We start from the raw sequence: 20601 nt of genomic DNA on the forward strand, positions 1-20601 counted from the left end.
CTATTTGCTGACGATGACCTTTTCTTTCTGGGTGCTGAGCGTTCCCTGTTCAATAATGGCAACCGTCAGTCTGGAAACAGCCACACGCTTGCCGGTAGCTTCTTCAGTAATGTCCGTCTGCCAGACCTGGGTGCGTTTACCGACATGCAGCGGCGTACATACACCGATGACATTTCCTCTGGTAACTGCCCGGATATGATTGGCATTGATTTCGATACCAACAGCCCGATACTGCTCGGGATCAATTGTCATCCAGGCAGATACGCTGCCCAGTGTTTCTGACAGCACGCAACTGGCGCCTCCATGCAGTATGCCAAAAGGCTGGGTGGTGCGATGATCGACCGGCATGCCGGCTTTGAGAAAATCAGGGCCGATTTCCATAAAACGGATACCGATATGTACACCCATATTAGCGTTACGCAGCCCTTCCAGATAATCAATGGTGTAATTCTTGAACCAGATTGCTTGATGAGAAATCATGTTATCTCCGCGTATTCGACAGATATTCAGGAAAGCGCTGTAGAACGGTCGACAGCCAGTGCCGGTTCATCCCCATGCAGGTTTCTGCGTTTATCCACGGCTTCAGCCAGCTCAGACAACACCTGCCGGGTAGTCTCAAAGTCGATGCAGCCATCCGTAATACTCTGCCCGTAAACCAGATCTTTGAGCTGCTTTCCATCCACATTCTGCCTGCCCGCCACCAGATGACTTTCAAGCATCACACCACAGATTGAACGGTTTCCTGCTGCTATCTGCTGTGCCACATTGGCTGCCACTTCCGGCTGGCGCCGATAATCCTTGTGGCTGTTGGCGTGGCTGCAATCAATCATCAGGTAGGGAGGTAACTTTGCTTTTAACAGGGCATCAACCGCTGAGGCTACACTTTCTGCATCGTAGTTCGGTGATCTTCCACCGCGCAGGATGATGTGGCAATCCTCATTCCCTTTGGTTGAGAAAATGGCAGTACGTCCCTCTTTGGTCACAGACAGAAAATTATGCGGGCGTGATGCTGCGCCAATCGCGTCGATTGCAATATTCAGATTGCCATATGTGCCATTTTTGAAACCCACCGGGCAGGAAACCCCGGATGCCAGCTCGCGGTGCCCCTGGCTTTCTGTTGTGCGAGCTCCGATAGCCGCCCAGCTAATGAGATCAGCCACATATTGCGGACTGATCAGATCGAGAAATTCGGTAGCAGCAGGCACACCCTGGTTACCCAGCTCCAGCAGCAAACCACGTGCCAGCCGTAATCCTTTATTGATGCGGAAGCTGTCATCCAGATCCGGATCATTGATCAGGCCCTTCCAGCCCACTGTCGTGCGCGGTTTTTCAAAATAAACCCGCATGATGATGTGCAACTGGTTTTTAAGCTCCCTGCGCAGATGATTCAGGCGGGATGCATATTCCAGCGCTGCATCCACATCATGAATCGAGCATGGGCCGCATATAACCAGCAGCCTGTCATCCTCACCTCGCACAATATTGTGACATTCCTGCCGGGCGGCAAATACGGTTTCTGCCGCCTTCTCAGTCAGGGAAAGTTCACGACGCAGCTCTACCGGCGCAGTCAGCTCGCGCACGCCGATAATGCGCAGATCGTCGGTTTGATGTTTCACAGATAATTCCTTGATGATTATTTCTTTTTACTTTTCCGGGTCGTGCCGGAAATACGGATTACCCGGTTTCGTGTTACGCAACCCGGTCTTTTTAAGGGCCGTATTTTACTGCGATGTCCCGGTAGCTGCCATTATTCTTGCAGCGAGGCCAGATGACTGGCCACATCTTCCTTGCTGAAACCGATGGCGCTGGCAATACGATCAGCATGACTGATACGGGATACGCCAGGAATCAGGCGATGAGTCGGCTTTTCGGAAAGGAATTCAACCTGCAGATAATCTCCGATATTTTCCTGCTGTAAACGTTCGCACAGCTCATGATTATGGGTAACCAGGATAGTGGTGGCGCCAAGCTGATGAAATCCTTTCAGTACATATTCCGACAATGTCATTTTTTCTTCGAATGTGGTGCCTTCTGCCAGTTCATCCAGTACCACCAGAGAACGTGGCGTGGAATTGAAGAAGATTTCGCGTGTCTGTTTCAATTCATGTGCAAAACGCCCCATTCCCTCTTCCAGCTGACCGGGATCCGGCACCTGATAGAAAATATGTTCAGCAGGAACAACTCGCGCCCGGGCAGCGGGAATATAAGCACCAGCCTGGGCCAGTAACTGAATCTGCACGATTGTTTTGCAATAGGCGGTTTTCCCGCCGCTGTTCGGCCCTGTTACGATCAGCAGGCGCTTATGATTATCCAGCATGATGTCATTTGGCACATAGTCCGGGCGAGCTTTTATCAGCAGGGGATTTCTGGCACCGGCCACCACCAGCGTATGGCGCGTATCTGCAGCTATTTCCGGCAGGGTGGCATCTCCGGGGATCGAACGCGCATGGCGGTACAGTGCCAGCAGTTCATCAATCATCCCCATGGCTTCAATTGCCCTGGCCAGCTCCGGGCTTTGCCGGAACAGTCTTTGCAGCGGGTAGATTACCGAGTCACGATCCGATGCACTCACTGCCTGCAGAATAATGGGGATGATCGGTATCACCAGTATCAGAATCCCGTAACCAACATAACTGGCACCGAGTTCGGTCAGTGTACTCTGGAAAAAGAACAGCAGGCCGGCCATAAATGCCAGAAACAAACTGATAAACGGCCATTTGAACATGGAAGGACGGAAACGCAACATGGGCAGCCGCGGTTTTTCCTCTTTGGTCAGAAATTTTCCTTCCGAAACATAAATAGGCCCGTGCATCAGCGCATAAATACGTGTCTGTGCAAAATCACGCAAGGTATGTACCAATGTGCGCAGATAGCTGCTTTTGGGTGCGGGAAGTGCTTCAGCCTGTTCTACCAGATCCACGACAAAGCCGGTACCGTCAATAAACTGGCGATAGCCGTAACCCCCAAATTCCATCCGGTCCTTACCGGTTTTCTCTCTGGGATCATCGGTTGTTAGCCCGCCGGCAAATTCTCCATACAAAAAATGATGAAGCAAGGCCTCATCTTTTGCCATACCCTTAATGAATTTCTCAAGCGCACCCAGCAGCTCCGGATCGGATTCCAGCTCGCGCAGCGCTTCCTGTTTGCTTTGCAGCAAAGTTGTATCCGTTACAGGATGGGCCAATGATCGATAAAGTACCGACTGGCCTGTCAGTGTCTGTGCCTGATTAATTTCATCAAACAGTGCATCAGCCTCCACGGCAGCAAAAGTTTTAGCATCCAGCACGCCGTAATTATCAGCCGTGGGTCTGGTATCACGTACTCCGGAAGGATTTTTACCAGATGACAAAATAAAACTCCCGCGCCAGATCATAGTCGCCATATCCTGTGTTGTATCATCCATAGTTTGACTCATAACGGTTTACAGTTAAATTCAGCATGCCCAACTTTAGCCGATTTTGTCACTTTATGCTGGATTGATCACGATAGAAACTATCATTGCGCCTTATTATCAAATACGGGCAATCAGATTTTGCAGATGGCAATTTCATTACGATGCGTAAATTTTTTAAAAAATATCTGCCTTCCCACGAGAGTATTCAGCAGAACCGTTTTGTGAATTTTTTTGGCACGCTGCTGTATCATCACAATCTTTGGCATTTACATCGCCGATCAGTCGCGGGCGGTGTAGCAGCCGGTCTGTTTGCCGGCCTTATTCCGGGGAGTAATCCGGTACAGTTCTTTTTTGCCACCCTGTTTTCCGTGATTTTCAAAGTCAATCTGCCCATTGCTGTTTTCGTAACGCTATACTCCAATCCTTTTACCATCGTGCCGCTTTATCTTGCAGCTTACACGCTGGGCAGCTGGGCAACAGGCAGCAGAGCGGGCAGCTTCGATGATCTGCCGCCACTGGAATTAAGCCTGCTGGATAAGAAATTTTCAGAATGGCTGCCTGTACTGACAGATTACCTGACTACTTTTGGCAAGCCACTGATTATCGGATTGTTCCTGCTGGCGACATTGTTATCCGTCATCGGTTATTTCACAGTACGAATCCTCTGGCGTTATTACGTGATTCACGCATGGCAAAAACGTGCCAGACGTAATCATTCCAACCAATAATCTTTTTCTCCCTCATGCCCAGATCACAACTATTGCTTCGTATAGCGGGTATTACACTGGTAGTTGCCGCAGCCGGATTTATCATTTGGCACCTGACCCGAAGCAAGCCCCGGGAAGTTGAGCTGGCAGCGGTCAGTCGTGGCATCGTTGAGGCTACCGTAGTGAATACCCGTGCCGGTACGATCAAGGCATGCCGGCGCGCCAAACTCTCCCCTCAAGCCGGGGGCCAGATCGTCAACCTGAAAATCAGAGAAGGCGATCGAGTCAAGGCAGGTCAGGTCTTGCTGGAATTATGGAATGCTGATCTGCAGGCGCAGCACGATCTCTCCAGACAACAACTGGCTACTGCTGAAAGCCGGCAGCGTGAAACCTGCATCCTGGCGGGAAACGCGCAGCGTGAATCCATTCGTACCCAGCAGCTGGTTACCAGAGGATTCGTCAGTTCACAACGAGCTGATGATGCCGAGGCCACGGCAAGTGCCCAGCGGGCTGCCTGTGCCGCTACTGCAGCCGAAGTAAAACGGGCACGTGCACAGATTGCAGTCAGTCAGGCCAATCTTGATCGAACGCGACTTATTGCTCCTTTTGACGGTGTTGTTGCACAGATTACCGGTGAACTGGGTGAATATGTCACACCTTCCCCACCGGGAATTCCCACTCCACCGGCTGTGGATCTGATTGATGACTCCTGTCTTTATGTGAGCGCACCAATGGATGAGGTTGATACCCCTAAAATCCGGGTGGGACAAACTGCACGCATTACTCTGGATGCACTCCCCGGCCGGGTTTTCGATGGAAAAATACGCCGGATTGCGCCTTATGTGACCGAGGTTGAGAAACAGGCACGTACTGTAGATGTGGAAGCAGAATTTACCAACCCCGAACAGGCCGCCCTGCTGGTCGGTTACAGTGCAGATGTCGAAGTAATCACGGATCACCGGGAAAATGTGCTGCGTGTCCCCACTCAGGTTATCCGTCAGAACAATAAAGTATGGGTACTGGGCCAGGATGACAGACTTGAAGAACGAACCCTGAAAACAGGACTGGCCAATTGGGTATATTCCGAGGTGCTTGAGGGATTATCAGAAGGCGATCAGGTTTTTCTGTCCGGTAATGACGGGGAAATTACAGCAGGTACTCGCGTCATACCCAAACCACATCAGCCATGATCCAGCTCTCCGGCATCACCCGTATTTTTCACATGGGGGATCAGGCTATTCATGCACTTAATCACATTGATCTGATAGTCGAATCCGGTGAATACGTTTCTATCATGGGACCATCCGGATCGGGTAAATCGACCTTACTGAATGTAATCGGATTGCTCGATCGGCCTGATAGCGGGCATTACCTGCTGGATGGCAGGGATGTCACCGATCTGTCAGAAACTGAGCAGGCACAGGTACGCAGAGAAAAGATCGGTTTTGTATTTCAGTCCTTCCATCTGATTCCCAGGCTGACAGCAGCAGAAAACATTGAACTTCCTCTGATACTGACCGGCATATCGCCTGCAGAGCGTAAAGCACGCATTACGGAAACGCTGCAGGCATTCAATCTGAGTGATCGTGCACATCATCGTCCGGCCGAACTGTCCGGCGGACAACGTCAGCGCGTAGCCATTGCCCGCGCCACTATTTTGCGTCCAACCGCTTTGCTGGCTGATGAACCTACCGGCAACCTGGACCATCGCATCGGTTCGGAAGTCATTACCCTGCTGGAAGCGCTGAATCAGACAGGAACCACACTCATTGTAGTGACGCATGATCGGGAGCTGGGGTTACGTGCCCGGCGCCGAATCGCCATGCGAGATGGTCAAATTGAGGCTGACGAACTAGAACCGGCATGAAACTACAGGATATCCTGCTTTTTTCCCTCAAAACCCTCACCAGCCACTCTGTCCGTTCACTCCTGATCATGCTGGCCATGGCTTTGGGTGTGGCCGCAGTCATCATCCTGACGGCGCTGGGAGATGGTGCGCGCCAGTACGTCGTTAATGAATTTTCTTCAATCGGTACCAATCTGATTATTGTCCTGCCGGGCCGTGCCGAAACTGCCGGCAGCTTCCCCGGTGCTGTCATGGGGCAAACCCCGAGAGATTTGACACTGGATGATGCTCACTGGGTGGGAAGATTGCCGCAAGTCAGCCGTTATGCCCCCCTGAATGTTGGAGTAGCCGAACTTTCCTCTGCCGGAAAACTGCGCGAAGTTACACTGATGGGAACTACAGTTGAAATTTTCCCGATTCGGCACATGAAGCTGGCCCAGGGTAATTTTCTTTCGAAAACGGGCGATAACAGTGCTCAGATTGTGCTGGGCGCTAAAATTGCACAGGAATTTTTCCCGGATGGCAATGCACTGGGGCAGCGTGTCCGCCTGGGCGACCGGCGTTTTCTGGTTACCGGTGTCATGGCCGTTCAAGGCGAATCCATGGGATATAATTCGGATGAACTGGTCATTATCCCGATCCAGCACGCCCAAACACTGCTCAATACCACTTCACTGTTTCGCCTGCTGGTCGAAACCCGTCATCACGACGAAATTGACAGTGTCAGGGAGGCAATACATCAAACCCTTATCCGGCGCCATGATGGCGAAGATGACGTGACTGTGATCGCTCATGATGCCGTGCTGGCCACATTTGAACGAATCCTGCGTGCACTGACACTGGGTGTTGCCGGCATTGCCGTCATCAGCCTTGCCGTTGCCGGCATTCTGGTCATGAATGTCATGCTGGTGTCCGTCAGCCAGCGCACAACAGAAATCGGTCTGCTTAAGGCAATTGGTACTCCGGCAGCAATCATTCGTCAGATTTTTCTGGCTGAGGCAGTCTGGCTTTCACTTACCGGTGCTTTAGCCGGGTTTGTGCTGGGCCAGGCAGGAAGCTGGCTGTTGCGCCTGATCTACCCGCTGCTGCCCGCCTGGCCGCCACTCTGGGCCAATTTTGCCGGGATTGCCGTTGCCGTACTGTCCGGTATTCTTGCCGGATTACTGCCGGCGATCCGTGCAGCAAAGCTGGATCCGGTCACGGCACTTAGTAAACGTTAAGCCTTGTAATGAATTTTATTGAATCCCTGAAATTTGTTCTACAGGCACTAACCGCCAACCCGAAACGTACATTCCTGTCTGCATCCGGCATTGCCATCGGGATAGCCGCTGTCATTCTGCTGACTGCGATCGGTACGGGAATACAGCGTTTTGTTCTATCCGAGTTTACCCAGTTTGGAACCAACATTCTGAATATCACTCCTGGCAAGATCCGTACACGCGGTGCTTCAACAGGCTCAATCGGCAGTATGCGTCTGCTGACGATTGAGGACTCACTTGCTCTTAAGTCATCTCATCACGCGACATATACCAATGCTACTGTTACCGGTAATGCGGAAGTACGTGGCGGCGGCCGCAGCCGGCGTGTCACTGTATCCGGCCAGGGACCGGATTTTGATCGGGCATTCAATATGCACACCGCTATCGGCCAGTTTCTGCCAGCGGATGATCCGCGCAACCCACGTGCTTTTGCGGTGCTTGGTGCTAAAGTGCAAAAGGAACTGTATGGTGATGCTAATCCGCTTGGTTTGGTATTGCAGGTAGGTGGCTCACGTTTCCGCATCATCGGAGTAATGGCGGCTAAAGGTCAGGTGCTGGGTTTTGATCTGGATGACACGGTTTACATTCCTACGGCCCGGGCACTGGAAATTTTTAACCGGGAAGGTGTAATGGAAATTCAGGTGGTCTATCCGCCAGCTGCCCAACTGGATGAAGTGATGAATGATATCAGGCGCATCATGGTCGAGCGGCATGGGCGTGAGGATTTTACAATCACACCGCAGCAGCAGATGCTTAGTACTCTGTCCACCGTCCTGAATGTACTGACTTTCGCTGTCGCAGTACTGGGTGGTATCTCATTACTGGTCGGTGCAGTGGGAATGATCACGCTGATGCATATCGCAGTCAACGAACGAATGGCGGAGATCGGACTGCTCAACGCACTGGGAGCAAGCCCCATGCGTATCCGTATCCTGTTTCTGTTGGAATCAACAGTACTCTCCACACTGGGCGGAATAATCGGGCTGTTGACAGGCTCGTGTATTGCAGGACTTCTGGGAGGATTGATCAGCGAACTGCCCGTCAGTATCCCATGGCGCTACGTCATCACCGCACTCATGCTATCAGGAGGTATCGGGCTGGCAGCAGGCGTGATTCCTGCCATGCGTGCAGCCCGACTCAACCCGGTAGATGCGCTGCGTGCTGAATAGAATTTCAGTGGCTCTTTACGTAATCCACCAGTTTCTGGAAAGAAAACAGATTGTCCTGTTTCTGCAGCGGAGTGTGGCACTGAGCACAATTCAAATCATTAGTTTTTGCAACACCAGCGGGATCATACAAGGCAAATCCCCAGCCACCTGAGCGATCATCTGCATTGTAAGCACTGTCCCAGTCATTCCTCTTTTCCATAACTGCTACTGCAGCCAGTTTATCGATGATAAACAGACCATCCGCACCAGACAGGATTTTATCTTCAGCATCTTTTTTGGGTACATAGATTTCCATTACCACTACTGAACCGGGTGCAGCCTCTTCACCTTTCTTGTAACTCTCTACTGCAATCTTATTTGCATAGAATTTCGCCAGCTGTGTCTGATTGGCACGATTAGCCACATCGTATTTTGTAAAAATCTGTTCATATTTTTCCGGGAACTTGACGAATTCCGGGTTGCCGCCACCATAAGCGTGGAATGACAACGTCAAACCGATCAGAGCAGATAATCCGAAGCTTAATTTCATTTTTTCTCTCCTTTTTAAAATTGCCAGGCAAGCAAATTACCAGTAAATATGAGTTGTCTTATCTCTCGTATAGAGAACAGAATCCGCACAGAAAACATGCAAACCCCGTTGGGTATCATAGATATACTGCTACTATGAATCATGGAACCGGCAATCTGATCGTAGACATATCAGCCAGAATTTTAAGTATTCTGGAATTGCCAGTTGGAATGAATAAGCTGTCTACTTTATTTGTTCTGACAGAAGGACAGATGCTACTCCAACTGTTTTAAACAGTTTTATGGTGCCGGCAGCAAGAATTGAACTCGCGACCTTCTGATTACAAATCAGCTGCTCTACCAACTGAGCTATGCCGGCACAAACTGGAAACAAGAACCTTATTTTACGATTCTTAAGAATGAAGACTTATCCCGGTTACTGTTAACAGGTGGAGCCGCTTGTTCATCATGCAGAACAGGGTGCTCTTTACTGCTTCCTAACTCCCCGGCAACTACTGTTTTATTGATCTCAGGTGTAAATGTAAGACCCTGACCAGATTCCTTGGAAAATATGGCATCTACTGCTCCAATCCCAATTTCAACTCTGGTTGAGGTACCATTAAAACGAGTGATAAAACAAATTTCTTCATTATTAACCAGCAAGTTGGTTGTTGCCTGGTAACTTATATTGAGAATTACTTTTCCATTCTGAAAGAATTCTGAAGGAATTCCTGAACATCCACCTTCCAGTGCTGAAACATAAGGACTGTAGCCGTTATCGGTACACCATCCATGGATTGCCCGTACCAAATAAGGTTTGATTAAAATATCACCACTCATTTGCGCATTAATTTCTCAGATGGTGTTAATGCTTCAACAAACAAAGGTCTACTAAAAAGCCTCTCAGCATATTTCAGCAACGGCGCCGCCTGCTTTGGTAACTTAATCCCATAGTGGTCCAATCGCCATAGCAAGGGAGCAATAGCAACATCCAGCATAGAATAATCATCCCCCAGCATATACTTCTGCTTATCGAAAATGGGAGCAATCATTGTCAGCCCATTTGCAATTTCAGTACGTATCTTGTCTGCCGCCTTCTGATCACCTTGTTCCAGAGATTCTATATGACAAAAAAGCTCTTTTTCAAACCGATGAAGCAACAGCCTTGCACGAGCTCGCATCACCGGTTCTGCCGGCATCAACTGTGGGTGAGGAAAACGGTCATCAATATACTCATTGATAATATTTGCCTCATACAATATGAGATCCCTTTCAATCAGAATAGGAATTTTACTATAAGAATTAATTACAGCAATATCTTCAGGCATGTTGTTGGGATCAACATCAATTACCTGAAAATCCATATCCTTTTCATGCAATACAATTCTGCAACGATGGCTGAAAGGACAGGTTGCTGTTGAATACAATGTCATCATAACTTCTGTCAGATAAAACCGATTACACAGAAACTGATTTTGGAGAACTCAATGTATATCTCTCCAATACTCTTTCTTAAGTAAGTAGGTTAAACCCAGCATACCGAACAGAAACAACAACACTGTTATCCCGAGCTCTTTACGATAAGATGCATGCGGCTCCCCCAAGTAGACCATGTAATTTACCAAATCTGCGACAAATCTGTCGTACTCTTCCTTGGTCATGGTACCCGGCCTGGTCAGAATCAAGTTCCTAGTCCCGGCATCAAGAGTTTGCCATCCTTGCAAATGGTGTAAAACGTGAGGCATTGCAACTTTATCAAAAATCAGGTTATTCCAGCCACTATAGGTTGAAGTATCCTGATAGAAAGTACGCAAATAGGTATACAACCAATCAGCCCCACGAGCCCGTGCTATTACAGACAGATCAGGAGGTGTTACACCGAACCACCCTTCAGCTTCTTTTTTTCGCATCGCGGCTTCCATAAGGTCACCTGTTTTTTGTCCGGTACGAATAAGATCAGCGCGAATATCCTCCTCGCTCAATCCAATATCGCGATGGCGGTTGTAACGCATGAAATTAGCGCCATGACAAGTAAGGCAATATTCCACAAAACTCTTCGCGCCTCGCTGCAGCGATTCCTTATCTCCCCTGTCTATAGGAGCCTTGTCCAATTTAACTTCCTGACCGGAAGAATGTGCGACAAACGGTGCCAGTAATATGGCCAGCAGTAAAAATTTTATCATTCTCATTTTGTTACATTCTTTGGTTCTGGTTTAGTTTTATCTATTTTGCTGTACCAAGGCATCAGCAGGAAAAAAGCAAAATAAATTACAGTAAAGATTTGTGCCAGCAACGTATACAGAGGGGTAGGAGATTTAGTACCTAACCAGCCGAGTACGAAAAAGCTAATAACAAATAAAGTCAAGGCAAATTTAAAATATGGCCCTTTGTAGCGGATTGATTTAACCGGACTGCGATCCAGCCAAGGCAGGAAACAGAATATAACTACCGCGGCAGCCATTAATATCACACCCCATAATTTGGCATCTACACCAAGGAAGTTCACGGTTACTGCACGTAACATTGAGTAATATGGGGTGAAATACCATACCGGTGCAATATGATCAGGAGTATGTAAAGGGTTTGCCGGAATAAAATTATTATCTTCCAGAAAATATCCGCCCATTTCAGGAGCAAAGAAAATAATTCCACAGAATACAATCAGGAACCCTATCACCCCAAAAATATCTTTAACCGTGTAATACGGATGAAACGGTATCCCATCAACAGGTATACCTGTATCAGGATTTTTATTGGCTTTGATCTCAATACCATCCGGGTTGTTGGAACCGGTTTCATGTAAAGCAATAATGTGAACAAATACCAGCACAACAATTAACCACGGCAACGTCACCACATGATATGCAAAGAAGCGATTTAATGCTGCATCTGACAACATAAAATCACCAAGAATCCAGTTGGACAGCGTATCACCTATAACTGGTATTGCACCAAACATACTGACAATCACCTGTGCCCCCCAGTAAGACATCTGCCCCCATGGAAGAATATAACCGGTAAAGGCCAAACTCATTAAAACAAAAAATATTGCCATACCGATCAACCACAATAACTCACGCGGCTTGCGATAAGACCCATATAACATTCCACGGAACATATGCAGGTAGACCACCACAAAAAACATGGAAGCCCCTGTTGAATGCATATACCGGATCAGCCAACCAAGATCCACATCACGCATAATGTATTCAACTGATGCAAACGCCATACTTGCATCAGGCTTATAGCTCATGGTCAGAAAAATACCTGTCAGCAACTGATTAACGAGTACCAGCAGTGCCAGCGATCCGAAGTAATACCAAAAATTGAAATTCTTTGGCGCATAATACTCAGACAAGTGTGCCTTCCAGGTCGCTGTTAAAGGAAAGCGTTTGTCTATCCATTCCATCATTGAATTTTGCTGTTTACTCATCTTAGGCGGACTCTTTACTGTCTGAGCCGACCAAAAGCCGGCTATCACTTAAATAGGTATAAGGAGGTACTACCAGATTAGAAGGTGCTGGAACATTTTTATAAACACGCCCGGCCAAATCAAACTTGGAACCGTGACAAGGACAAAAAAACCCACCAAGCCAATCAGGACCCAGATCGGCTGGTGCAATGTCTTTTCGATATACCGGAGAACATCCCAAATGTGTACAGACTCCCAGCACGACCAGGATCTCAGGTTTAATTGATCTTGTCGGGTTTTGTGCATACGATGGCTGTTGGTCCCGCTGTGAATCCGGATCGGCCAGTTTGTCATTCAGCTTTTTCAGATCATCGAGCATTTCTGAAGTCCGCTTGAGTATCCAGACCGGTTTTCCACGCCACTCTGCCGTTAATAACATACCCGGCTCCAGCTTGCTGATATCTATATCTATAGGAGCTCCCGCAGCCTTGGCACGCTCGCTTGGCATCATACTGCGCAAGAATGGTGTTGCCACACCAGCGCCTGCAACAACACCAGCGACTGAGGTTGCTGCCAGCAAAAAGCGACGTCGCCCACTCATCTTTCCATTATCACCACTATCTGTCATTTTCTAACAATTCCATTTCATTAAATTCCTGTCAATCAGCAACAAACTAAAAAACGACACCCAAGAGTACTGACTCTTGGGACGATAACCTCACACGTTACAAGTGGGGGAATTTTAGCATAGTCCGCATCCGCTTAGATAGCCCGATTGCCAAACTTGAGCTATCTCTTTAGTTCAACCTGCCATGACATTGCTTGAATTTTTTGCCCGATCCACAAGGACAAGGGTCATTCCGTCCAATTTTTTCATTCTTCCGAACAAAAGGCTGCAGCTTATTCTCCTGATTCTCCGCAACAGATTGCTGCTCTTCCGCTACTTCATTATAGGCATCATGATGATATTCCAGATTTTTAGGAGCAGGTGTCTCTGCAACAGATTCAACCTGTTGCTCGTTTCGTATCTGTACCGCCATGAGAATTTTTGTCACATCTGATTTAATTGCTTCAAGCATTGCGGTGAATAGCTCAAAAGCTTCTCTTTTATATTCCTGCTTGGGATTTACCTGGGCATAGCCACGCAAATGGATTCCCTGGCGTAAATGATCTAATGCAGCCAGATGTTCCCGCCAGTGAGTATCTATACTGTGCAACATCACCATACGCTCATACTGGTGCATAATGGGGGCGCTGATCTGCTCAACCTTACTCTGGTAATGCGTATTCACTGATTCTATGATACGGTCACGGAGATTTTCTTCGTGTAGCTCGCTATCTTCCTCCAGCCATTTCCGGACTGGAATCTGTAAGTGGTATTCACTGGCCAGGGCCTTCTCCAGCCCGGCAACATCCCATTGCTCTTCAATACTCTGTTCCGGAATATAAGTACTGACAAGCTGGCTAACTACACTTCCGCGAATAGCACTTATTGTATCTGTAACCCCCTGTTCAGCATCCAGCAATTCATTGCGCTGCTGGTAAATTACCTTACGCTGATCATTGGCCACATCGTCGTATTCCAGCAGTTGCTTGCGAATATCAAAATTTCGGGCTTCTACCTTTCTTTGTGCATTTTCTATTGCACGCGTAACCCAAGGATGCTCGATTGCTTCTCCCTCCGGCATTTTGAGGCGCGTCATAATATTCGCAACCCTGTCTGAAGAAAAAATACGCAAAAGAGAATCTTCCAGCGAAAGATAAAAACGACTGGAACCGGGGTCTCCTTGCCGTCCGGAACGCCCGCGCAACTGATTATCAATCCGGCGTGACTCATGTCGCTCTGTACCAATAATATGTAACCCGCCCAGCCTGATTACCTCGTCATGTCTGATCTGCCATGCCCGGCGAATTTCCTCAATTTTTTTATTTCGGGCTGCTTCATCAAGTGTTTCATCCATCCTGATCTGATTGATCTCTTGCTCGGGATTTCCTCCCAGAACAATATCCGTTCCCCTACCCGCCATGTTAGTCGCGATGGTTACCATTTTAGGGCGCCCTGCCTGCACGATAATTTCTGCTTCTCTGGCATGCTGCTTGGCATTGAGAACCTGATGAGGCAGTTTCTCCTTTGTCAGGAGGGATGAAAGCAATTCATTATTTTCGATCGAAGTAGTGCCCACCAGGACAGGCTGCCCGCGCTCGTAACAGTCCCTGATATCCACAATAATTGCCTGATATTTTTCCTGTGTTGTACGAAAAACCTGATCCATGCGATCATCCCGCGCCATGGGGCGATGCGTCGGTATCACAACCGTTTCCAATCCATAGATTTGCTGGAACTCAAATGCCTCTGTATCAGCGGTACCGGTCATACCCGCAAGCTTTTCGTACATCCGGAAATAATTCTGGAAAGTAATAGATGCCAGCGTCTGGTTTTCTTTCTGGATCGAGACGTTTTCTTTGGCTTCAACAGCCTGGTGCAACCCTTCCGACCACCGTCTCCCCGGCATGAGACGACCCGTAAATTCATCGACAATAATGACCTCATCATTCTGTACCACATAGTGCTGATCACGATTGAACAACACATGTGCACGTAACCCAGCATTAAAATGATGAATCAGGCTGATATTTATCGGATCATACAAACTGGATCCGACAGGCAACAGGCCAGCCTCACTCAGTAATCTTTCAGCGTGCTCGAACCCTTCTTCGCTCAGCAGAACCTGTTGAGTTTTTTCATCCACACTGTAATCACCAGGACTGTTTTCATCCGCCTGCCGCGTCAGTTTGGGTATCAGCACGTCTATGCGCTTGTAAATTTCAGTATCACCCTCAGCCATACCGGAAATAATCAGCGGTGTCCGGGCTTCATCAATCAGGATTGAATCAACTTCATCCACAATGGCAAAATTGAGTTCTCGCTGGACACGCTCGGCACTGTGCCCCACCATATTGTCACGCAGGTAATCAAAACCATATTCATTGTTCGTGCCGTAGGTTATATCCGCAGCGTAAGCAGCCTGTTTTTCTTCGTGGGGCATTTGTGACAGCACGACCCCGACGGTTAATCCCAGAAAACGGTAGACCTGTCCCATCCATTCCGCATCACGCTTTGCCAGATAATCGTTTACCGTAACAATATGAACCCCTTTACCTGATAGCGCATTCAGGTAGGTCGGCAAGGTTCCCATCAGCGTCTTTCCTTCACCTGTGCGCATCTCGGCAATTTTTCCTTCATGCAGAACCATGCCGCCAATCAGCTGTACATCGAAGTGACGCATTCCCAGTACACGCTTCGCTGCCTCTCTAACCACAGCAAAAGCTTCAGGCAGCAGCTGATCCAGCTTCTCGCCATTTACAACACGTTGTTTAAATTCACCTGTTTTATTGCGTAATGCTTCATCCGACAGGGGTGAGATGACAGCTTCCAGCTCATTGATGGCGCGGACAATCTTCGAGTACTGTTTTACCAGTCGATCATTACGGCTACCAAAAATACTCTTCAGTAAATTGCTCAGCATGGGAAATTAGTTATTTGTCTATTGATGAAAAAGTATGGTTTACAAACCATCTGCCAGGTTGAATCTGTTTCATAACAGAAGATTACTGGAAGTCGCCTGTAAATAAATTTATGATCTGGCCGGAAAATTGCGATTAACGGCACGAGCCGGTGTGTATATGAAGATAAGGTAATGAAGCGAGTGTACAACATGATGCCTTTGGGTTCAGAGCACATGCGCCAGTGAACAGCAATGGCCTGCACTTTCTGTTGATTGGCAAACACCTCCGTAATTGAGCTGACTGTTTATGACAACACACCTGATTGCCGGGATGCCAAAACCCGGCCATACTACCATAATCAAAATCGTAAGCAGAAGTAGACAGAACAGACAGAAGCCATACACAAACCGGTTACAGCTGTTTAGGGTTTATTTAATGACATCAGGCAAGGCAGTATGTCCATCCTTAATCTGAATAATTTTTTATCTGGCCTCGACAAATCTCCTGAGTATGGCCAGTTGTTTTCCAGAGCCAAATACCTGGTGAGAATCCAGGAACAGCTATTGAGTATGATACCCCCGCCGTTAAGCAACCGGTGTGTCGCAGGACAGCATACTGCCGAAGGAAATCTGATTATTTATACAGACAGCGGCGCCATTGCCACACGGCTGCGCCACCTTACCCCAATCATTCAGCAGAAAATGAACAAAGCCGGAATCAAAGTGGAATCTGTCAGGGTTTCCATTCAACCCCGGTTAAATTTTCCGGAATCGAAAAATACCGGAGAGGTTTCCCGTACCCTCAGCAAGGTTGCGGTCGAGCATCTGAGCAAACTATCCGGCTCGTTGCCGGCAGGGTCCCCGCTCCAGTCATCCATCAGGGCGCTGCTTGCCAACCAGTGAAGCTGTCCCCTATTTTTTCTCCATATTACTGATAAATGCATTGGCTTCACTGATGGACTGCTCCATCGCCGCAACCAAAGTCGAAACATTCAACTGCAATGTTTTCAGTTCACCTTTCAGTGAGGCAATCGCCCGGGCATTAAGATTATGTTTAAGATACATCACCTGGTCATTAAAAACTGTTAATACAGGCTGAATTCTTGATTCCGCATTTCTCATGGCAGCAATGAGCTGCCTGTAATACGACCGGGTTGTACTCAGCTTTTCCTGACTGCTGCGCTTCAGCGCCGGATTGGAATACTGCGTAATCTCTTGCTCCCACTCCCTGAATAGCGCTGCCGAAACACTCTCAACATCTTCAATACGGCTTCTGATTTCGTTTGCCTTGTCCGCACTTGCCTCATATTCCCGGTTCAATTTTTTATAAATGACTTCAAGATCGCCCCCTTTGAAGCTGGTTGCAGCAGAAAACTGTTCCAGTGCGGACTTGAACTGTTCTCTGGCTTCTTCCTGCGTATCTCTTGCTTTCTCAACCCGATGGACCAGAACATCCCGTTTTGGAATACCGATCTTTTCAAGTCCACTGTAATACATGGTGGAACAGGCGGTCAGGGAAACCGCAAAAATCACCACAAATAATCGGACTGCATAGTTCATCACTGTCATTCCCCAATAAATTTTCCAGAATATCCTGCTGTTATTAATCAGCTTCAGCGCAATACACCACGCCGCAGCAGTTGCCACATAACTTTATACCCCCACAGTATCGGATGACGCCTCAACATGGGCGTAATCTCGACTTTGATACCGGTATGGCGAGCAATTTTCCAGGCGGCATAATCCAGGCAGTCGCGGAACGTCATCGTCGCCTTACTCAGCCGCAGTATCGACAATACTCGCCCCTGCCAGCGCCGCAGCCACCAATGGATTCGCGCCCGTAATCTCTGATAGGGTGATATTGAATTAATGTGATATTGCCCGTCAGCCTGCAAACTCAGCAGCGAGCCCAGAGCAGGGAGGGCTGCTGCCGTCAGCCGATTATAGATTCCCGGGTTAAGCCCTGCCAGATAGCGGGCACGTGCCTCACGCTCGGCACGCAGCTCGGCAGCGTAAGTCAGCATTAACCCGGAAGCCCAGATCATTTCCGGATTACCGGGACCCGGTTTGAGCATTGGCAACGTCGAGCTGATAAATTTGAGCACAGCGCCAGCCTGCGCAATATGAATACGCTTCCCGGCCTGATCATCACGCACATAAAGCAACCTGGCCGGCTGTGCAAAACGTGCCCAGATATAAGGGTGAAACCACTGGGCGCCACGTTCAAAATCTGCTGTCGAAATAACCGCATACTTGGATCGCATTACGCCGGTTACAGCAGGAATTTCCAGATAAAACACATTTGGGGGCAGCCAGGCATTCAGACAGGCCAGCAGACAATCAGAATAAGCAGACTGATAATCGCTGACCAGCACATAAAAATCAGCTATGCCTTCGGTCAGATCGGAAGCCTGCAGACTGGAACCATACAAAATAACGGCATCCAGCGCTTTTCCGAAACGCTGTTTCAATGTATCAACAAAAATCTGAAATTCCGGATGAACAGGCTGCGCATCCTGAATGGCGATTTCCTGTACCAAAAGATCAGGGATATTTTGTAAACCAGCAGAACTGCTCATTCAATTTTTTTCATAAAACACGAAAACGGATTGGACCATCAGCTGTAATTCTTACCGGCCCATACTGACTGGATGCATGATACAGCTCACCATCCACGATATATTCGTCATCCAGCCACAGTTCAACTGAAGCTGTGTTATAGCTGGTATAACCGTCCTGCTGCTTCAAATGATGCCCTCGTCCCATCACCAATGGCCAGATAGCGCGCCAGAACCGTTTGCTGTGCTGTTCGATAAAAGTGGCATGCAATGGTGCCGATTCCCGCCCCCAATAGGGATGGATGTTGAGTAACAGCCTGTCCAGCGCACTGACGAGTGCAAACAGATATACTTTCTCACGCAACGTACCTGTTTCATCTTTCTGAATAATCCGTACAGGAGACCATTCAGCTTGCGGACGCCCCAGAAATGTACCCATCAGCGAGCGTAACACGATCAGAATGGTAAAAATATTACCGGTAATTCCCAGCTGCTTGATTTGGCTGCGTGAAAACCTGACGCCGCGCGCAATCAGGCCGAGACCGAGCATCATCCCGTACACATTTTTTCTGCCCGTTTGTTCAATACGCAACACCGGCCTGTCTATCCGTTTCAGGTTGCCGGGCTGATGCAGATACTGCCTGATTCTTTCCAGGAACCACTTTATCCGGCCGTTCATCCCCAGATCGAGTGCTGTCATATTGGTTGTGCCAGCCGGAATGATAGTAATTTCCGGCCAGCTTTCCGGCACCAGATGATCGAATAAACAGCTGATTATGCCCTGCAGTGTGCCATCTCCGCCCACAACAATCAGCCATTCGACCTTCGCCTCAACAACGATACTTACTGCCTGTTCAAACTCAGTCTGACTGGTCGCTTCAATCTGCGTGATTTCAGGCAAGGTGGCCAGCAGATTGCGTATCTGTACCGCCTGCTTGCGAAATCCGCCCCCCAGCGGGTTATAGATCAAACCAATCCTGGCCGGAACAAACGCTATCACCGGATTATCCTTTCCTTCTCCTCCGGGACAGGCTTGTCATATCGCTGCGAAAGCGGCAACCGGGTAAATATCCTGACTGCTAACTGCTGCCTGTCCTGAACAGGATCAATCCCTTCCATCCAGGAATGAAGCTCTCCATCCCGTAATCGGTTTTGCCAGGCATTAAACAGCCTGTAAAGCAGAAACAGCGTCGACAGTAAATGCCATAGCACGACCAGAATAAACCCAATATCCGGTCTGCCTGCCATCCAGCCGGCAGTCAGCAGGATCAGGTTCGGGTTGCGGCGTGCTGTAATCAGGCGATGGAATGAATCGATCTGATGCCAGATAAAAATATCGAAAGATGCCAGCCAGAACTGGAAAGCGCCTTCACAAAAACGACCACCCACATAGCCGATAAACATCAGCCAGATCAGCAGTTCAGGATTATTCAGCGGTGTGTCTGTTGTCATCAGCCCCACACCCCAGGCGAGATACCATAATGGAGGATGAATAATATCCAGCCCGTGATCCAGCACATCACCCATCTTGCTGGATGTCAGCGTGACACGCGCCAGCTTGCCATCAACCGTATCCAGAAAAGTCATCAGCCATGCCATTATCAGGCCGGCACCAAATGCGCCATACCAGAATGCCACGCCTGCCAGTACAGCAAAAACCAGGCTGAGCAGTGTCACATGATTCGGTTTCAGGCCCAGCCGAACACATAAACGTGTTGCCATGAATGCTGGCCAGGGCCACAGCCATTTGGTAACCAGATCAGTTACACCCTTATAGGATGCGGCAAACAATTCGGATTCCAGCTCAGCCTGATTGCAGCGCCGGATAGGTAAAACATAGGGAGGATCCTTTTTTTTCAGATTTTGCTGCACCTGAACAGGAAGATCTTTTAATGTGCCGCGTGGAAGATCATCCGGAACAGGTTGTTTTTCACTTAACACCTCACACATCACACCTGCATTTTTTCCATCAGTCAGAATAGCAACCGGAGTCTCATCCACAGGCGTAACCAGAACCTTATGCTCATTCAGAGTGATCATTGCATTAATCACCCTGGTGTCAAACAGGTAGTCCGCACGCAGCAGTAACACAGTATCCGTTTCTGCCACTTGAGAAACATTTTCCACCAGCACAGCTGCCTTGCTTGCTGCCAGCATACGCTCAAGGCGGGCACGCCCGCTTATTCCCCACAAACTGGCTTTGCTGTTGCCGATAATGTGAACAAAGAAAGTATTTGTCATAT

Annotated in this window: 20 protein-coding genes and 1 tRNA gene; 6 read left to right on the forward strand and 15 right to left on the reverse strand. The window is 48.5% G+C overall.

The features are described 5' to 3' along the window. The 3 genes from IT527_RS02800 to IT527_RS02810 all read right to left on the reverse strand — a co-directional run bounded on the left by IT527_RS02800 (position 1) and on the right by IT527_RS02810 (position 3415). Positions 1-480 carry a hotdog fold thioesterase gene (locus IT527_RS02800; protein ID WP_292966267.1) on the reverse strand — a complete coding sequence of 160 codons (480 nt, stop codon included), beginning with the start codon at positions 478-480 and terminating at the stop codon, positions 1-3. 26 nt (positions 481-506) lie between these two features. After that, positions 507-1616, reverse strand: coding sequence for a 3-deoxy-7-phosphoheptulonate synthase (locus tag IT527_RS02805; protein WP_292966270.1), 1110 nt, complete (start codon positions 1614-1616; stop codon positions 507-509). A gap of 131 nt (positions 1617-1747) precedes the next feature. Beyond that, positions 1748-3415, reverse strand: coding sequence for a DNA mismatch repair protein MutS (locus IT527_RS02810; protein WP_292966273.1), 1668 nt, complete (start codon positions 3413-3415; stop codon positions 1748-1750). Positions 3416-3555: 140 nt separating this feature from the next. Between IT527_RS02810 and IT527_RS02815 the strand changes: the two genes are divergently transcribed. From IT527_RS02815 to IT527_RS02835, 5 genes are read left to right on the forward strand one after another with little or no spacing between them, the layout of a single operon-like run. Beyond that, entirely contained in the window at positions 3556-4122 is a 567-nt protein-coding gene (locus tag IT527_RS02815) for a DUF2062 domain-containing protein (RefSeq protein WP_292966276.1), read from the forward strand. A gap of 14 nt (positions 4123-4136) precedes the next feature. Next, positions 4137-5291, forward strand: a complete 1155-nt coding sequence (locus IT527_RS02820) for an efflux RND transporter periplasmic adaptor subunit (protein ID WP_292966279.1) — start codon at positions 4137-4139, stop codon at positions 5289-5291. Continuing rightward, entirely contained in the window at positions 5288-5968 is a 681-nt protein-coding gene (locus tag IT527_RS02825; RefSeq protein WP_292966282.1) for an ABC transporter ATP-binding protein, read from the forward strand. The genes IT527_RS02820 and IT527_RS02825 overlap by 4 nt, the downstream gene beginning before the upstream one ends. After that, entirely contained in the window at positions 5965-7167 is a 1203-nt protein-coding gene (locus IT527_RS02830) for an ABC transporter permease (RefSeq protein WP_292966285.1), read from the forward strand. The genes IT527_RS02825 and IT527_RS02830 overlap by 4 nt, the downstream gene beginning before the upstream one ends. 8 nt (positions 7168-7175) lie before the next feature. Then, positions 7176-8375: an ABC transporter permease gene (locus IT527_RS02835; RefSeq protein ID WP_292966287.1), complete on the forward strand. Its 1200-nt coding sequence runs from the start codon at positions 7176-7178 to the stop codon at positions 8373-8375. 4 nt (positions 8376-8379) lie between these two features. On the opposite strand, the gene IT527_RS02840 is transcribed toward IT527_RS02835, so the two are convergent. From IT527_RS02840 to secA, 8 genes are all read right to left on the reverse strand, one after another. Further along, positions 8380-8904, reverse strand: a complete 525-nt coding sequence (locus tag IT527_RS02840) for a cytochrome P460 family protein (protein WP_292966290.1) — start codon at positions 8902-8904, stop codon at positions 8380-8382. Positions 8905-9185: 281 nt separating this feature from the next. Then, positions 9186-9261: transfer RNA gene (locus IT527_RS02845), tRNA-Thr, on the reverse strand. A gap of 20 nt (positions 9262-9281) precedes the next feature. Further along, a complete protein-coding gene (locus IT527_RS02850; protein WP_292966293.1) occupies positions 9282-9722 on the reverse strand; it encodes a ClpXP protease specificity-enhancing factor SspB in 441 nt (146 codons plus the stop codon). Continuing rightward, the gene (locus IT527_RS02855) at positions 9719-10318 is read right to left on the reverse strand and encodes a glutathione S-transferase N-terminal domain-containing protein (RefSeq protein ID WP_292966295.1); all 600 of its coding nucleotides are present in this window, start codon (positions 10316-10318) and stop codon (positions 9719-9721) included. Before IT527_RS02855 ends, IT527_RS02850 begins: the two co-directional genes overlap by 4 nt. A gap of 48 nt (positions 10319-10366) precedes the next feature. Then, on the reverse strand, positions 10367-11071 hold the full coding sequence (locus tag IT527_RS02860) for a cytochrome c1 (RefSeq protein WP_292966298.1): 705 nt from the start codon (positions 11069-11071) through the stop codon (positions 10367-10369). Then, entirely contained in the window at positions 11068-12315 is a 1248-nt protein-coding gene (locus IT527_RS02865; RefSeq protein ID WP_292966300.1) for a cytochrome bc complex cytochrome b subunit, read from the reverse strand. Before IT527_RS02865 ends, IT527_RS02860 begins: the two co-directional genes overlap by 4 nt. A 1-nt stretch (position 12316) precedes the next feature. Further along, entirely contained in the window at positions 12317-12922 is a 606-nt protein-coding gene (petA, locus tag IT527_RS02870) for a ubiquinol-cytochrome c reductase iron-sulfur subunit (protein WP_292966302.1), read from the reverse strand. Between the two features lie 169 nt (positions 12923-13091). Beyond that, on the reverse strand, positions 13092-15821 hold the full coding sequence (secA, locus tag IT527_RS02875; RefSeq protein WP_292966305.1) for a preprotein translocase subunit SecA: 2730 nt from the start codon (positions 15819-15821) through the stop codon (positions 13092-13094). 435 nt (positions 15822-16256) lie between these two features. On the opposite strand from secA, the gene IT527_RS02880 reads away from it, so the two are divergent. Beyond that, complete coding sequence (locus tag IT527_RS02880) at positions 16257-16703, forward strand: DUF721 domain-containing protein (RefSeq protein ID WP_292966308.1); 447 nt, start codon at positions 16257-16259, stop codon at positions 16701-16703. A 9-nt stretch (positions 16704-16712) separates the two neighbouring features. Here the strand turns inward: IT527_RS02880 and IT527_RS02885 are convergent, their stop codons facing one another. Genes IT527_RS02885 through IT527_RS02900 form a run of 4 tightly spaced genes read right to left on the reverse strand, consistent with a single transcriptional unit; the run spans position 16713 to position 20599 of the window. Continuing rightward, entirely contained in the window at positions 16713-17360 is a 648-nt protein-coding gene (locus IT527_RS02885; protein ID WP_292966311.1) for a DUF2959 domain-containing protein, read from the reverse strand. 53 nt (positions 17361-17413) lie between these two features. Then, positions 17414-18379 (reverse strand): hypothetical protein, encoded by a 966-nt coding sequence (locus IT527_RS02890; RefSeq protein ID WP_292966313.1) that lies wholly within the window; start codon positions 18377-18379, stop codon positions 17414-17416. Between the two features lie 10 nt (positions 18380-18389). After that, the gene (locus tag IT527_RS02895; protein ID WP_292966315.1) at positions 18390-19358 is read right to left on the reverse strand and encodes a diacylglycerol kinase family protein; all 969 of its coding nucleotides are present in this window, start codon (positions 19356-19358) and stop codon (positions 18390-18392) included. Next, a complete protein-coding gene (locus tag IT527_RS02900) occupies positions 19355-20599 on the reverse strand; it encodes a CDP-alcohol phosphatidyltransferase family protein (protein ID WP_292966317.1) in 1245 nt (414 codons plus the stop codon). The genes IT527_RS02895 and IT527_RS02900 overlap by 4 nt, the downstream gene beginning before the upstream one ends. Between the last annotated feature and the right edge of the window lie 2 nt (positions 20600-20601).

The organism is Nitrosomonas sp. (genome assembly GCF_020852615.1).
Classification (GTDB): domain Bacteria; phylum Pseudomonadota; class Gammaproteobacteria; order Burkholderiales; family Nitrosomonadaceae; genus Nitrosomonas.

What these genes read in the sequence shown, in the direction of transcription:
- IT527_RS02800 (WP_292966267.1), bottom strand. Translation starts at nt 480, where the DNA reads ATGATTTCTCATCAAGCAATCTGGTTCAAGAATTACACCATTGATTAT.
- IT527_RS02810 (WP_292966273.1), bottom strand. Translation starts at nt 3,415, where the DNA reads ATGAGTCAAACTATGGATGATACAACACAGGATATGGCGACTATGATC.
- IT527_RS02815 (WP_292966276.1), top strand. Translation starts at nt 3,556, where the DNA reads ATGCGTAAATTTTTTAAAAAATATCTGCCTTCCCACGAGAGTATTCAG.
- IT527_RS02820 (WP_292966279.1), top strand. Translation starts at nt 4,137, where the DNA reads ATGCCCAGATCACAACTATTGCTTCGTATAGCGGGTATTACACTGGTA.
- IT527_RS02825 (WP_292966282.1), top strand. Translation starts at nt 5,288, where the DNA reads ATGATCCAGCTCTCCGGCATCACCCGTATTTTTCACATGGGGGATCAG.
- IT527_RS02830 (WP_292966285.1), top strand. Translation starts at nt 5,965, where the DNA reads ATGAAACTACAGGATATCCTGCTTTTTTCCCTCAAAACCCTCACCAGC.
- IT527_RS02835 (WP_292966287.1), top strand. Translation starts at nt 7,176, where the DNA reads ATGAATTTTATTGAATCCCTGAAATTTGTTCTACAGGCACTAACCGCC.
- IT527_RS02840 (WP_292966290.1), bottom strand. Translation starts at nt 8,904, where the DNA reads ATGAAATTAAGCTTCGGATTATCTGCTCTGATCGGTTTGACGTTGTCA.
- IT527_RS02850 (WP_292966293.1), bottom strand. Translation starts at nt 9,722, where the DNA reads ATGAGTGGTGATATTTTAATCAAACCTTATTTGGTACGGGCAATCCAT.
- IT527_RS02855 (WP_292966295.1), bottom strand. Translation starts at nt 10,318, where the DNA reads ATGATGACATTGTATTCAACAGCAACCTGTCCTTTCAGCCATCGTTGC.
- IT527_RS02860 (WP_292966298.1), bottom strand. Translation starts at nt 11,071, where the DNA reads ATGAGAATGATAAAATTTTTACTGCTGGCCATATTACTGGCACCGTTT.
- IT527_RS02865 (WP_292966300.1), bottom strand. Translation starts at nt 12,315, where the DNA reads ATGAGTAAACAGCAAAATTCAATGATGGAATGGATAGACAAACGCTTT.
- petA (WP_292966302.1), bottom strand. Translation starts at nt 12,922, where the DNA reads ATGACAGATAGTGGTGATAATGGAAAGATGAGTGGGCGACGTCGCTTT.
- secA (WP_292966305.1), bottom strand. Translation starts at nt 15,821, where the DNA reads ATGCTGAGCAATTTACTGAAGAGTATTTTTGGTAGCCGTAATGATCGA.
- IT527_RS02880 (WP_292966308.1), top strand. Translation starts at nt 16,257, where the DNA reads ATGTCCATCCTTAATCTGAATAATTTTTTATCTGGCCTCGACAAATCT.
- IT527_RS02885 (WP_292966311.1), bottom strand. Translation starts at nt 17,360, where the DNA reads ATGAACTATGCAGTCCGATTATTTGTGGTGATTTTTGCGGTTTCCCTG.
- IT527_RS02890 (WP_292966313.1), bottom strand. Translation starts at nt 18,379, where the DNA reads ATGAGCAGTTCTGCTGGTTTACAAAATATCCCTGATCTTTTGGTACAG.
- IT527_RS02900 (WP_292966317.1), bottom strand. Translation starts at nt 20,599, where the DNA reads ATGACAAATACTTTCTTTGTTCACATTATCGGCAACAGCAAAGCCAGT.